The organism is Acidovorax sp. SUPP3434 (assembly GCF_030159015.1).
Classification (GTDB): domain Bacteria; phylum Pseudomonadota; class Gammaproteobacteria; order Burkholderiales; family Burkholderiaceae_C; genus Paracidovorax.
Genome location: NZ_BQXL01000002.1, coordinates 435,296 through 448,397, shown reverse-complemented (window position 1 = coordinate 448,397; position 13,102 = coordinate 435,296). Strand labels below are relative to the sequence as shown.

Genomic DNA, 13,102 nt, shown 5'->3' with positions numbered 1-13,102 from the left:
TCAGCGGGCGACCGCAGTGGGGGCGAGGTCCTGCGCGCGCTTTTGCACGGCCTGGAACTGGGGGCCGAACGCGGGGCGCTTGACGTAGCGGCCCTGGCCCGGCTCAGCGCGCAGGTCGCCGTTGGCGAACACCACCCGCCCCTGGCTGATGGTGTGGCTGGGAATGCCGCGCACGGTGCGGCCCTCGAAGATGTTGAAGTCGCCTTTGCTGTGCTGCGTCTTCGCGGAAAACGTCTTCGTGCCTTGCGGGTCCCACAGCACCAGGTCGGCATCGGCCCCGGCGCCGACGAAGCCTTTGCGCGGGTAAATGTTGAAGAGTCTGGCCGCATTGGTGGAGGTGATGGCGACGAACTCCGAGGGCGTGAGCCGCCCGGTGTTCACGCCGCCGTCCCAGATGGCGGCCATGCGCTCTTCCACGCCGCCCGTGCCGTTGGGTATCTTGGCGAAGTTGTCGCGGCCCATGGCTTTCTGCGCGGCGCAGAAGGTGCAGTGGTCGGTGGCGGTGGTGTGCAGCTGGCCCGATTGCAGGCCGCGCCACAGCGCCTCCTGGTGGCCGCCCGAGCGGGGACGGAACGGCGGGCTCATCACGTGGGCGGCGGCGGTGGCGAAGTCCGGGTCGCGGTATACGCTGTCGTCGATCAGCAGGTGGCCGGCCAGCACCTCGCCGAACACGCGCTGGCCGCGCGCCCGGGCCCGCGCGATGGCCTCGGCCGCCTCCGCGCAGCTCACATGGACCACGTAGATGGGCACGCCCAGCACGTCGGCGATGGCGATGGCGCGGTTGGCCGCCTCGGCCTCCACCATGGGCGGGCGGGCCAGTGGATGGCCCTCGGGACCGGTGATGCCCATCTTGGCCACCTCCTGCTGCAGCAGGTAGACGAGTTCGCCGTTCTCTGCGTGCACGGTGGGCATGGCGCCCAGCTCCAGCGCGCGCCGGAAGCTGTTCACCAGCGTTTCATCGTCGCACATGATGGCGTTCTTGTAGGCCATGAAGTGCTTGAAGCTGTTGACGCCCTCTTCCTGCACCAGCGTGCCCATGTCGGCCCGCACCTGCTCGCTCCACCAGGTGACGGCCACGTGAAAGCCGTAGTCGGCCGCCGATTTCTCGGCCCAGCCGCGCCACTTGCGGTAGGCCTCCATCATGGGCTCCTGCGGGTCGGGGATCACGAAGTCGATGATGCTGGTGGTGCCGCCCGCCAGGCCCGCCGCCGTGCCGGTGAAGAAATCGTCCATGGTGACGGTACCCATGAAGGGGAGCTGCATGTGCGTGTGCGGATCGATGCCGCCGGGCAGCACGTACTGGCCGCTCGCGTCCAGCGTCTCGGCACCGGCAGGCGCCTCGCCCGCCACATCGGGGCCCACGGCGGCGATGCGGCCGTCCACGCACAGCACGTCGGCGCGCTCTTCGCGGTCGGCATGCACCACGGTGCCGCCGCGGATCAGCACGGCGTTGGAAGGGGTCGGGCTCATGGCAGATCTCCTGAATGATGAAGGGGTGGCCGCCGTGCTCAGGCGCGGCGCAGCGGAGTGGGCGCCGGGTGTGTCCGGCCGGTCATGCCGAGGCGGTACACCACGGCGGCAATCGCCAGGCCGATGAACCAGGCATAGGCATAGATCTGCTTGAACACCTCGCCCACGCCGGGGAAGGTGGCGGGGAATGCCGCGTTCAGAAAGCCGGGAATGTTGGGCGCCACGCCCAGCACGAAGGCCACCACGGCCACCGCATTCCAGCCGCCGCGGTAACGGTAGGCGCCGCGCTCTTCGTACAGCGCGGCCACGTCCAGCTCGGTGCGGCGCACCAGGTAGTAGTCCACCATCAGGATGCCGGCCACCGGCCCCAGCAGCGCCGAGTAGCCGATGAGCCAGGTGAAGATGTAGCCCTGGGTCGATTCCAGGATCTTCCACGGCATCATCGCGATGGCGATGCCCACGGTGATGTAGCCGCCCACGCGGTAGCTGATGCGCGACGGGCTCAGCGCGGAGAAGTCATAGGCCGGCCCCACGAGGTTGGCCGCGAGGTTCACGCTGACGGTATCGATCAGCAGGATGATGAGCGCGATCAGCACGGCCGCGCCCGTCATGCGGCTGGCCAGGTCCACCGGGTCCCACAGCGCCTTGCCGTAAATGACCACCGTGGCCGAGGTGACGAACACCGCCAGCGCGGCCAGCAGTCCCATGGGCACGGGCAGGCCGATGGCCTGGCCCACCACCTGATCGCGCTGTGACCGGGCGAACCGCGTGAAGTCGGGAATGTTGAGCGCCAGCGTGGCCCAGAAGCCCACCATGGCCGTCAGCGACGGCCAGAACACGGCGCTGAACTGCCCCGCCTTCTTGCCGCCGGGCGCGAACTGCGAGGGCTGGTCCAGGATGGGTCCGAAACCGCCCGCCTTGTCATACGCCCACCACAGCAGAAGAAAGCAGATAACGATCTTGATCGGCGCCGTCCACGTTTCGAGCTTGCGGATGGACTCGATGCCGTGCACCACGAAATAGAACTGGATGGCCCAGAACACCAGGAAGCACACCAGCTGGCCCAGGTTGATGCCCAGCCCCGCGATCTTGTCGCCCTCCAGGGGGTGTCCGAGGAGCACGCCGGCCAGCGTGTAGATCATCATGCCGCCGAACCAGGTCTGGATGCCGTACCAGCCACAGGCCACCAGTGCGCGCAGCAGCGCCGGCAGCTTGGCGCCGCGCGTGCCGAACGAGGCACGCGCCAGCACCGCGTAGGGAATGCCGTACTTGGCCCCTGCGTGGCCGATGAGCAGCATGGGCACCAGCACGATCAGGTTGCCCAGGAACACCGTGCCCACCGCCTGTCCCCACGACATGCCGCTGTCGATCAGGCTGGCGGCCAGCGTGTAGGCGGGGATGCACATCACCATGCCCACCCACAAGGCCGCGAAGTGGTACCAGCGCCAGGTGCGCTGGTGCGGCTGGGTGGGCGCCAGGTCGTCGTTCCACAGTTCGTTGCTGGCACCGGGGGCATGCAGGGTCTTCATGGGGCGGTCTCCGAGACGTTGCAGACAGGCTGGCAGGCGGGAAGCGGGCGCGAAGGTGGGCACCAGCGCGGGCAATGGGCCGCGGCAGCGCGGCTCAGGCGGCCACGCGCTGCGGGTTGTTGGGGTGCATGGTCCAGTTGGCGTACTCACCCGTCACCACCTTGCCGGTGCGCGCATCGACCTCGCCGGGCGCGAGGCTGCGCAGCGTGATGCATTCGGGCACGGGGCAGATCGACACGCACAGATTGCAGCCCACGCATTCGGCCTCGTTCACCTCGAACCGGCGCACGCCGCCGTCCTTGGTGAAGGTGATGGCCTGGTGCGAGGTGTCTTCGCACACCACGTGACAACGGCCGCACTGGATGCACGAATCCTGATCGATCACCGCCTTGTCGATGTGGTTCAGGTCGAGCTGCTTCCAGTCCTTGACCGTCGGCACGGCCTGGCCGCGGAAGTCGTCGAGGGTGTGGTAGCCGTGCGCATCCATGAAGTTGGACAGCCCGTCGCACATGTCCTGCACGATCTTGAAGCCGTACACCATGGCCGCCGTGCACACCTGCACGGTGCCGCAGCCCAGGGCGATGTACTCGGCCGCATCGCGCCAGGTGGAGATGCCGCCGATGCCGCTGATGGGCAGGCCGGCGGTCTGCGCGTCGCGCGCGATCTCGGCCACCATGTTGAGCGCGATGGGCTTGACCGCCGGGCCGCAGTAGCCGCCGTGCGAGCCCAGGCCGCCGGTGCTGGGACTCATGGCCATGCGCTCCAGGTCCACGCCCATGATGGAGTTGATGGTGTTGATGAGCGACACCGCATCGGCCCCGCCGGCCTTGGCAGCGCGGGCGGGCTGGCGCACGTCGGTGATGTTGGGCGTGAGCTTCACGATCACCGGCAGCCGGCTGTAGTGCTTGCACCAGGCCGTCACCATCTGGATGTATTCGGGCACCTGGCCCACGGCGGCGCCCATGCCGCGCTCGCTCATGCCGTGCGGGCAGCCGAAGTTCAGCTCGATGCCGTCGGCCCCGACATCCTCCACCATGGGCAGGATGCGCTTCCAGCTTTCTTCCACGCAGGGCACCATGAGCGAGACGATCATTGCGCGGTCGGGCCAGTTGCGTTTGACGCGGCGGATCTCGTCCAGGTTGGTCTGCAGCGGGCGGTCGGTGATGAGCTCGATGTTGTTGAGCCCGATCACGCGGCGGTCCTGCGACATCAGCGTGGCATAGCGCGGGCCGTTGACGTTGACCACGTGCGGGTCTTCGCCCAGCGTCTTCCAGACCACGCCGCCCCAGCCCGCCTCGAAGGCGCGGGTGACGTTGATTTCCTTGTCGGTGGGCGGTGCGGAGGCCAGCCAGAACGGGTTGGGGCTCTCGATGCCGAGAAAGCGGCTGCGGATGTCTGCCATGGGAAATGCTCCGGGGATGCGGGGTATTGGAGGGAGAAGGCGCCGGCCGTCAGCCGCGCAGCGCCTCGCTGATGGAGAGGGCGGCCACCTTGCCGTGCTCGACCGCCTCGACCGTGAGGTCGCGCCCGCCAGCACGGCAGTCCCCACCGGCCCACAGCCGCGCCACGCTGGTGCGGCCCATGTCGTCGGTGGCGATGCGCCCGCCCTGCAGGGCCACCGTGGGACCTGCGTGTTCGGGCAGGTAGCTCTGGCCGATGGCCTTGAGTACCATGTCGGCTTCCAGCGTGAAGGCTTCGCCCGTGTCCACGAGCCGCCCGTCCGCAAGGGCCGTCGCCGCGAACCGCATGCCACGCACCACCCCGCCTTCACTGAGCAATTCCTTGGGCGCCGCCCAGTGGCGGATGGCCACGCCGTTCGTCTGCGCCCAGCGCTGCTCCACGGCGGAGGCGGACATGCCGTCGGCACCGCGGCGATAGGCGATCGTCACCTCTTCGGCGCCCAGCTTGCGCGCCTGCACGGCAGCGTCCACAGCCGTCATGCCGCCGCCGATCACGACCACGCGGCGGCCCACGGGGACGGTCGAAAGGTCCTGCGCCTGGCGCACGTCGGCAATGAAGTCGACCGCATTGCACAGCCCCTCGACCTGCGGCTCGGCGATGCCCAGCGCATTGACGCCCGCCAGTCCCAAACCCAGGAACACGGCGTCGTAGGCCTGAAGCAGGCTGTCCACGGTGGCATCGCGGCCCAGAACCTGGTTGCAGCGCACATCGATGCCGCCGATGGACAGCAGCCATTCGATTTCCTTTTGTGCGAAGCCGCCCGTGGTCTTGTAGCTGGCCAGGCCGTATTCGTTCAAGCCGCCCAGCTTGGGGCGTGCCTCGAACAGCACCACGTCGTGCCCGCGCACCGCCAGGCCATGGGCGCAGGCCAGCCCTGCGGGCCCCGCGCCCACCACGGCCACCCGGCGGCCCGTGGGCGCGGCACGGGTGAACAGGGGCGCGCCCGGGTCGGCAAAGTACGCATCGGTGGCGTGGCGCTGCAGCGCGCCGATCTCCACCGGCTTGTCGTCATGCGAGTTGCGCACGCAGGCCTGCTCGCACAGCACCTCGGTCGGGCAGACGCGGGCGCACATGCCGCCGAGCGGGTTGGCCTCGAGAATGGCGCGGGCCGCGCCGCGGTCGTTGCCCTGGGCGACGCGGTGGATGAATGCGGGAATGTCGATGCCGGTCGGGCACGCCGTGGCGCACGGCGCATCGAAGCAGTAGTAGCAGCGCTCGGCCTCCACCAGAGCCTGCGCCTTGGTGAGCGGCGGATGCGCGTCGCCGAAGTTCACGGCGTAGTCGGCCAGGTTCAGGCGTGCGGCATGAATGCCGCACGCGCGGCTTGCGGTCGTTTCCATCGGTAGTCCTCGGGGCGAAGGGTCAGGGACGGGAGATCAGGGACGGGAGAGGGGCGCGCGAACGCGGCGGGGCGCGTGGGCGTGGCGCTTGCGGCGTTGGCGGGGCCAGGCGCAGGCGGCCGGGCGGCCGCACATCGGAACAGTCTGCAGAGGTTTCATCGGGGGGCCTCGCTGTCGTGGTGCAGGTGTCTTCGGCGGTGCCGTGCCCTGCTGGTTTTCAATTTACCAATCAGTAAAAATTTACCAATCGGTAAAATCCCCTAGTGCAAACACCGTGCCAGCGAAAACACCCCGCAGTCGTTCCACAATGGTGCAAATGAGCCCTTCGCCCAAGCCCTCCCGCCCCGCACCTGTGCGAACGCGCACCGCCCTGCAGCCCCCTACGCCCGATGGGGCGCCCGCCGACCCGGGGCGCCCGCCCACCGCCTCGCGGCTCAAAAAGGAACAGGCCATCCTCACCGAGGCGGAAACGCAATTTGCGCAGTTCGGCTTCGAGGGCGCATCGCTGGAGAGCATTGCCGCGGCCATCGGGCTGAGTCGCCACAACCTGCTGTACTACTTTCCGAACAAGGAGGCGCTGTACCTGCGCGTGCTGGACGACGTGCTCAACCAGTGGCTGGCCGGCATGGAAGAGATGTCCCACGGCGACGACCCGCACGAGGCGCTGCGCCGCTACATCCGCGCCAAGCTGCGCTCGTCGCTGGAGCGGCCGAACGCCGCCAAGGTGTTCGCCAAGGAGGTCATCGCCGGTGCGCCACGCTACGCGGGCGTGATCGCCGAACGCGTGGGCCCTGTGCTCAAGAACGATGTGCGCACCTTCGAGCGCTGGGCGCGCGAGGGCCGCATCGCCAAGGTGAATTTCACCCACCTCATGTTCATCATCTGGTCCGTGACCCAGGCCTACGCCGACCAGCAGGCCCAGTTCGCGCTGCTGCTGGGCAAGCCCGCGCTGACCGAGCGCGACTACGACAAGGCGGAGGAATTGCTCTGCCACCTGGTGCTGCGGGGCCTGGAACCCGGGCCGGCGGCGCCCGTCCAGGACTGAAACCGGGCCGCTGCGAGCCCCTGCGTGCGGCTGGAAAATGGTCGGGCCTGGAGGCACCCCGCATCCGGCGGTGCCAAGCGGGTGCGAAAATTCCATCGCTTAGACTTCCCGGCTGCCTGCGCGCACTGCCACGCACCGCTGCGCCCGTCCACCTGCTTTCTATCCGCCCATGGCCAAACCGTCCATTTCCCTTGCTGTATTTGGCATCGCCGTTCTGGCGGCCGTGCTGGCCATCTACCTGCCCGGCTGGAACCATGCGTTGCTGTTCGACGATCTGCGGCTTTCCGACGGCGCGATCTTCGGTAGCTACGGCAGCCTGCTCACCTTCAAGCAGCGGATGCTGTCATATGGCAGCTTCATCTGGGTGGACTCCTTGGCTGGCCCCGGCTGGGGCAAGCAGCGGCTCGTGAACATTGCACTGCACCTGGCCACGGTGGGCGCGCTGTATGCGCTGGTGCGCGATCTGCTGGCCCGCACGCGCTTCCCGGAGGAATTCGAATCGCAGCCGCATTTCGGCCTGTCGCAACAGGCGGCGGTGCGGGTGGGCGTGGCACTGTTCGCGGTCAATCCCATGGCGGTGTATGCCGTGGCGTACCTGGTGCAGCGCTCGATCGTCATGGCCACGCTGTTCTCGGTGCTGGCGTGCTGGTGCTTCGTGCGGGGCCTGTCCGGCCGGGGCGTGCTCTGGTATGGCCTGGCCCTGCTGAGCTACGTGGCGGCGGTGCTGTCCAAGGAGCATGCGGTCATGGTCGCCGCGATGAGCGTGCCGCTGTACATCCATGTCCGCCGCCCGAGCTGGAAGACGGTCGCCACGCTGGCTGGCGCATCCGCCGCGCTGATCGCGGTGGCAGCGGTGGTCTTTTTCGGCATCTACGGCGAATTCATCGGCAAGCTCTTCGACCAGCGCTCGCTGGACTTCGCCCAGCAGCTGGAGCGCCTGAGCCCGGGGATCACGCAGCGCATGTACCCGCTCAGCATCCTGAACGAGGCGGCGCTCTTCTTTGCCTACGGGTTCCTGTGGTTCTTCCCCAACGTGATGTGGATGTCGGTGGACCTGCGGCCCGCGTTCCCGCTGTCGTATGCCGCATTCCCGCAGATCCTGGGCATCTTCGGCTATTTGGCGCTGTGGGCCGCCGCGCTCTGGGCCGTGCTGCGCCGCCGCGGGGCGTTGAGCCTCGTGGGCGTGGCGCTGATGTTCCCGCTGCTGCTGTACGTGACCGAGTTCGCGACCGTGTGGGTGCAGGACCCGTTCGTGCTCTACCGCAGCTATCTCTGGGCCATCGCCGTGCCGGTGCTGGTCGCCATCGTGCTGACCGGCTTCAAGCCGAAAACCATTTACGTGCTGGGCTGCATGGTGGGCCTGGTGTTCAGCCTGCTGGCGTTCGAGCGGGTGGAATCCCTGCGGGACGACTACGCGGCCTGGGGCGATGCGGCCGAAAAGATCGACCTGCAGGCATCGCCGAGCGCCGTGGGCCGCTGGCGTCCGTTCCTGAACCTTGGGGCCTACCACCTTGATCGCGGTTCGGTGGCCGAGGCCCAGAAGAGCTTTGCCACCGCCGAGGCGCTGGGATCGCTGCAGGGCTCCGCCCGCTTCAATATCGGCGTCGCGCTGCAGCAGCAAAAGAAGCACACCGAAGCCTTGGCGGCCTTCGCAGAAGCGGAAAAGCAGGGATTCACCGACCTGCCGCTGTACTACCACCGGGGCGAGTCCGCCTTCGCGCTGGGGCAATTCGCCGCAGCGTACGACGCCTTCACCCAGGGCATGACCCGCGCAGCCGAAGGCATCACCGACAAGGAGGTCGAGCGCATGCGCGAATCCATGCGCATGCGCCGTGCCGAAGCCGCCATCGGCGCGCAACGGTACGACGATGCCATCAGCGATTTCACCGCGTTGATGAAGGCCAGCCCCAACAACCAGCGCCTGATGCTGGGCCTGGGCATGGCGCAGGTGGGCAAGGGCGATGCGAAGGCGGCGATCGCGCTGTTCGACCAGATCATCGCGCGCACCCCCAACGCAGCGCCGGCGTACTACGGGCGGGCCATGGCCCACCGCGCGGCCGGCCGCCTGGACGACAGCCTCAAGGACCTGGACCGCGCCATCGCGATCGATCCGCGCAATCCGCAGTACCCGCAGGTGCGTGCCCAGGTGGCGGCCCTGAAGAAATAGCCTGAGGCAGCGAGACCCCTGTGGCACTGCGCGTCCTGCACATCGGCAAGTTCTTTCCGCCCTATCTGGGCGGCATGGAAGTGTTTCTGGCCGACCTCATCGAGGCCCAGCGGGCCCAGGGCATCGAGGCGTTCGCGCTGGTGCACGGAACGCCCTTGCCGGACGACCCGCCCTGGCTGGTGCGGGTGCCGGTGCAGTTCAACCTGGTCTATGCCCCCATCGCCCTGGGCTTTCGCTCGGCGCTGGGAAAGGCCATCCGGCACTTTCAGCCCGATGTGCTGCACCTGCACTTGCCCAACAACTCTGCGCTGTGGGCCCTGACACTGCCTGCGGCCCGCAAGGTGCCGTGCGTGGTGCACTGGCATTCCGACATCGTCGTCTCGGACATCAAGTTGTCCGTGGCGATGGCGTATTTTCTGTACCGCCCGTTCGAGCACGCGGTGCTGGACCGGGCGCAGTTGATTTTCGCCACGTCGCCCCCCTACCTGGAGGCCAGCCGGGCGCTGCAGCCGTGGCGCAGCAAGTGCGAGGTCATTCCGCTGGGCATCAACCTGCACCGCCCTCCCCCGCCCACCGCCTTGCGCAGTGGACTGCAATGGAGACCCGAAACCCAGCTGCGGCTTCTGTCCATCGGTCGGCTCACCTACTACAAGGGGTTCGAGACACTGATCCAGGCCGTGCAGGCCATGCCGGGGGTTGAACTTTTGATCGCCGGCGAAGGCGAGTTGCGGGTGTCGCTGGAGGCCCTGATCCGGGATACCACGCCCGCCGGCCGTGAACCTGCAGTGCGCCTGGTCGGCTCGGTGCTCGATGCGGAAAAACACGCCTTGCTGGAAGGCTGCGACGTCTTTTGCCTGGCGTCGCGCGAGCGCACCGAGGCGTTCGGCATCGTGCTGCTGGAGGCCATGATGCACAAGCGCCCCTGCGTGGTGACGGACCTGCCCGGCTCCGGCATGCCCTGGGTGGTGGCCTACGCCCGTGCCGGGCTGCATGTGCCCATCGAAGACGTGGAGAGCTGGCGCAGTACCCTGGCGCGCCTGCAGCACGACACGCGGCTGCGCATCCAGTTCGGCGAGGCGGGCTACCAGGCGCTGCTCCAGCATTTCGACATTGCCCAGTGCGAACGCGCACTGGCGCACCAATACCAGTACCTGGCCCTGGGCAGCACGCCGGCCGCGCCCAATCCACGCGTGCTCGTGGTGATCTCCACCCGCAACCATGCGGCGAGCATCCAGCACCTCATCCAGCGCGTTCGCGCGCTGGTAGGGGCCGACGTACTCGTGGTGGACAACCGCAGCACGGATGGCACCTGCCATCTGGCCGAAAGCACAGGAGCGCGGGTGCTGCGCCCCCTGCTGGCGATGACCACCTGGGGCAGCTTGCAAACGGGGCTTCGCTATGGACTGGCCCGAGGCTACGACGCGGTGATCACCATCGATGCGGAAGGCCGCTATGAGGTGGAAGAAATTTCCAGCCTGCTGTCCCGGCGCGAAGAAGGCGATGTGGTGGTGAGCCATTTCTCGGCCCGGACCAGTTGGGCCCGCCGACTGGCGTGGGGATGGTTCCGGTTCCTGACGGGGTTTGCGCTGCACGACTTCGTGTCTGGCTTTCGCCTCTACAACCGCAAGGCGTTGGAAGTGGCGGCATCCACCGAGGCCACGCTGCTCGACTACCAGGACATCGGCACCTTGCTGCTGATGCGGCGTCAGGGCCTGCGCATCAAGGAAGTCGCCTTGCCGATGCACACCGCCAAGGTGGACCGGTCGAAGATCTTCCAGTCCTGGGCCAATGCGCTGCGGTATGTGGCGGTGTCGTCCCTGCTATGCATTGCGCATTGGCGAACCCGCGGATCGGCCGACTGAGTCCGGGAACTATCGCAGGATCGCCTTCATTCGGGCGATGAAGGCGGCTTCGGTGAATCGCCGGGCGCGTTGCCGGCATTGTGCAGAAAGTCTCTCGCCATGGATCTGCTCGATCTGTGCCACGGCGCCCACCACCGCCTGGGGCGCGGGATCGGGCGCGATGAGCACACCCGTTTCGCCGGGCAGCACCGTTTCCAGCAGCCCTCCTTCGGCGACGCCGATTATCGGTTTGCCCGCAGCCATGGCCTCCACCGGCGACATGCCAAAGTCCTCGTCCACCGGCAGGTAGATCACGCACCGGGCGTTGCCCACCCAGCGCCGCAGCGCCTCATCCGTCTGCCAGCCGGTGAACCGGATGTTGGAAGCCTCGCCGGCGATCGCTTTCAATCGCCCCAGCTCCGGCCCGCCAGAGAGCACGACCAGCGAGCGCTCGGGCATCTGAAGGAAAGCCCGCACGATCACATCCACCCGCTTGTTGGGCACCAGTCGTGCGGTAGAGAGGTAGTAGCCTTCATCGGCCAAAAACCGGAAGTGCTGTGTGGCCACAGGGGGGTAGACCACCTCGGCATCCAGCCCGGTATACCGCTGGAGCCGTGCGCGAACGTTCTCCGAGTTCACGAAAATGCGATCCATCCGGCGGATGGCCGCTTCGTACTGTTTGCGGAACCAGCGCACGAAGATGGCGTAGAACGGCCGAAGCCACCACGGAAAACCCGCCAACGTGCTGTCGTACAGGTCATAGGCGAATCGGGGAATGGTGTGGCAATAGTAAAAGCGCCGGCCAGACCGCTGCTGGTAGACCGCCAGCGGGGCATAGAAGCCGCTATAGAGCACGGTGTGGGCATCGTGCAACCGTCCGGCCCGAAACCGGAAGCACCACATGCTTTCCAGAATGCGCGGCAAGCGCGCAGACCAGCCACCCCGCAACTCCTGCACTTGGGCGGTGGAGGCATCCAGCAAGGGTTGGGCGTCCGGGTAGCACCGGCTGACCAGGGTCTGAAAGTCCGGAAAGGCCTCGGCCAACGTGAGCGTGACCCGCTCCGCGCCTCCGGCCACCTGCATGAAGTCGTAGAGAAGGTAGTTTTTCATGCCAGCAACATCTCCAGACGGGCCAGCATGGCCTGGGCGCGCGCACTCCAGTCGTGGGCTTGCACGAAGTCTTTCGCGAAGCTCGCAGGGCGACCCTGCGCCTGCTCCCGGGCCTGCACGATGGCATCGGCAAATGTCCGCGCATCGTTGCCGTAGCAGGCCAGGTCACCCATCCCATGGCGCATCGCGCCCAGATCCGTGCTGGCCACACCCAATCCCGTGGCGATGTACTCATAGAACTTCAAGGGACGCTCGACATAGCGCATGCGCCCATCGGCGTCGCAAAAAGGAATGAGGCCGACCTCATGGCTCTGAAGAACCGCCGGCAGTTCCGCACGGCCGACAATGCCGCGCCATTGGAGGTTGACAGGCCATCCGTGCTGCGGGGGCGTACCAGGGGCGTACACCGCAAAGGTCCAATCGGGAAGCAACCGCGCGGCCTGGGCGAGCAAGCCCATGTCCAGCCAAGCCGTGAGCCCGCCGACATAGACCGCGCTGCGCGGCTGCCGCGCCACCGGGCTTTGCGTGGCAGGCATCAAAAGGCGGGCCTCCACCCCATTGGGAATGTGCACTACCTCACCTCGCGGGTGCAGCGCACGGGCATATTCCGCCAGGGGTTCAGAGACGGCCCAGACTTCATCGAAATCGGGGCCACCCACCATGGACTCGAGCGCGTCGATGAGCACGGGGTGCAGGTCGCGGGCGAACCCCTGCGGCCAATCGTTGAGCCGGCAGATCTTGGCGCGGGCCGTGATCTGGTGCAGCAGCAACATGTTGGGTGCGACTTCGGCGATGCACGCGTCGAACGGCACGTCGCGCAATGGCGACGGGCAGCGTCGGCCATACGCCTCCAATTGCCAAGGCCACCGCAGAAAAAGCCGATGCGCGGGAAACACCGATTGAAGACTCCACTCGGTGAGACCTTGCGAAATGCCCACTGCTCGCCGCGGCATCCCATGTCCCCATGCCCTCGCCAGCCGGGCATGGCGCTGGCGGCCCACGACGTCCAGCGGGGAGGAGAGCGTGGGCACATAGTCGACCGACCAACCCGCCGCCGCCAACGCTTGCGCCAGATGCTGGGAACCCACCTTGGTGCCGCCGTCGATGAACGACTGGGTTCCGAGAACAAGCGCGCGCAT

Annotated in this window: 9 protein-coding genes; 3 read left to right on the top strand and 6 right to left on the bottom strand. The window is 67.4% G+C overall.

The window, feature by feature from the left end; genetic code table 11:
* The 4 genes from hydA to AVKW3434_RS05745 form a co-directional block, all read right to left on the bottom strand.
* The gene (hydA, locus tag AVKW3434_RS05760; RefSeq protein WP_284405091.1) at positions 1 to 1,470 is read right to left on the bottom strand and encodes a dihydropyrimidinase; all 1,470 of its coding nucleotides are present in this window, start codon (positions 1,468 to 1,470) and stop codon (positions 1 to 3) included.
* Between the two features lie 38 nt (positions 1,471 to 1,508).
* The gene (locus AVKW3434_RS05755; RefSeq protein ID WP_284405090.1) at positions 1,509 to 2,999 is read right to left on the bottom strand and encodes an NCS1 family nucleobase:cation symporter-1; all 1,491 of its coding nucleotides are present in this window, start codon (positions 2,997 to 2,999) and stop codon (positions 1,509 to 1,511) included.
* 94 nt (positions 3,000 to 3,093) lie between these two features.
* Positions 3,094 to 4,401, bottom strand: a complete 1,308-nt coding sequence (preA, locus tag AVKW3434_RS05750; RefSeq protein ID WP_284405089.1) for an NAD-dependent dihydropyrimidine dehydrogenase subunit PreA — start codon at positions 4,399 to 4,401, stop codon at positions 3,094 to 3,096.
* Positions 4,402 to 4,450: 49 nt separating this feature from the next.
* Positions 4,451 to 5,800, bottom strand: coding sequence for an NAD(P)-dependent oxidoreductase (locus AVKW3434_RS05745; RefSeq protein ID WP_284405088.1), 1,350 nt, complete (start codon positions 5,798 to 5,800; stop codon positions 4,451 to 4,453).
* 307 nt (positions 5,801 to 6,107) lie between these two features.
* Between AVKW3434_RS05745 and AVKW3434_RS05740 the strand changes: the two genes are divergently transcribed.
* From AVKW3434_RS05740 to AVKW3434_RS05730, 3 genes are all read left to right on the top strand, one after another.
* Complete coding sequence (locus AVKW3434_RS05740) at positions 6,108 to 6,845, top strand: TetR/AcrR family transcriptional regulator (protein ID WP_284405087.1); 738 nt, start codon at positions 6,108 to 6,110, stop codon at positions 6,843 to 6,845.
* A gap of 169 nt (positions 6,846 to 7,014) precedes the next feature.
* Positions 7,015 to 9,012: a tetratricopeptide repeat protein gene (locus tag AVKW3434_RS05735; protein ID WP_284405086.1), complete on the top strand. Its 1,998-nt coding sequence runs from the start codon at positions 7,015 to 7,017 to the stop codon at positions 9,010 to 9,012.
* A gap of 74 nt (positions 9,013 to 9,086) precedes the next feature.
* Positions 9,087 to 10,874, top strand: a complete 1,788-nt coding sequence (locus AVKW3434_RS05730) for a glycosyltransferase (protein ID WP_284405200.1) — start codon at positions 9,087 to 9,089, stop codon at positions 10,872 to 10,874.
* 9 nt (positions 10,875 to 10,883) lie between these two features.
* Here AVKW3434_RS05730 and AVKW3434_RS05725 read toward each other — a convergent pair whose 3' ends face one another.
* Both AVKW3434_RS05725 and AVKW3434_RS05720 read right to left on the bottom strand, forming a co-directional pair.
* The gene (locus AVKW3434_RS05725) at positions 10,884 to 11,963 is read right to left on the bottom strand and encodes a glycosyltransferase (RefSeq protein ID WP_284405085.1); all 1,080 of its coding nucleotides are present in this window, start codon (positions 11,961 to 11,963) and stop codon (positions 10,884 to 10,886) included.
* On the bottom strand, positions 11,960 to 13,102 hold the full coding sequence (locus tag AVKW3434_RS05720) for a glycosyltransferase family protein (protein WP_284405084.1): 1,143 nt from the start codon (positions 13,100 to 13,102) through the stop codon (positions 11,960 to 11,962). The genes AVKW3434_RS05725 and AVKW3434_RS05720 overlap by 4 nt, the downstream gene beginning before the upstream one ends.

What these genes read in the sequence shown, in the direction of transcription:
- hydA (WP_284405091.1), bottom strand. Translation starts at nt 1,470, where the DNA reads ATGAGCCCGACCCCTTCCAACGCCGTGCTGATCCGCGGCGGCACCGTG.
- AVKW3434_RS05755 (WP_284405090.1), bottom strand. Translation starts at nt 2,999, where the DNA reads ATGAAGACCCTGCATGCCCCCGGTGCCAGCAACGAACTGTGGAACGAC.
- preA (WP_284405089.1), bottom strand. Translation starts at nt 4,401, where the DNA reads ATGGCAGACATCCGCAGCCGCTTTCTCGGCATCGAGAGCCCCAACCCG.
- AVKW3434_RS05745 (WP_284405088.1), bottom strand. Translation starts at nt 5,800, where the DNA reads ATGGAAACGACCGCAAGCCGCGCGTGCGGCATTCATGCCGCACGCCTG.
- AVKW3434_RS05740 (WP_284405087.1), top strand. Translation starts at nt 6,108, where the DNA reads ATGGTGCAAATGAGCCCTTCGCCCAAGCCCTCCCGCCCCGCACCTGTG.
- AVKW3434_RS05735 (WP_284405086.1), top strand. Translation starts at nt 7,015, where the DNA reads ATGGCCAAACCGTCCATTTCCCTTGCTGTATTTGGCATCGCCGTTCTG.
- AVKW3434_RS05730 (WP_284405200.1), top strand. Translation starts at nt 9,087, where the DNA reads ATGGAAGTGTTTCTGGCCGACCTCATCGAGGCCCAGCGGGCCCAGGGC.
- AVKW3434_RS05725 (WP_284405085.1), bottom strand. Translation starts at nt 11,963, where the DNA reads ATGAAAAACTACCTTCTCTACGACTTCATGCAGGTGGCCGGAGGCGCG.
- AVKW3434_RS05720 (WP_284405084.1), bottom strand. Translation starts at nt 13,102, where the DNA reads ATGCGCGCGCTTGTTCTCGGAACCCAGTCGTTCATCGACGGCGGCACC.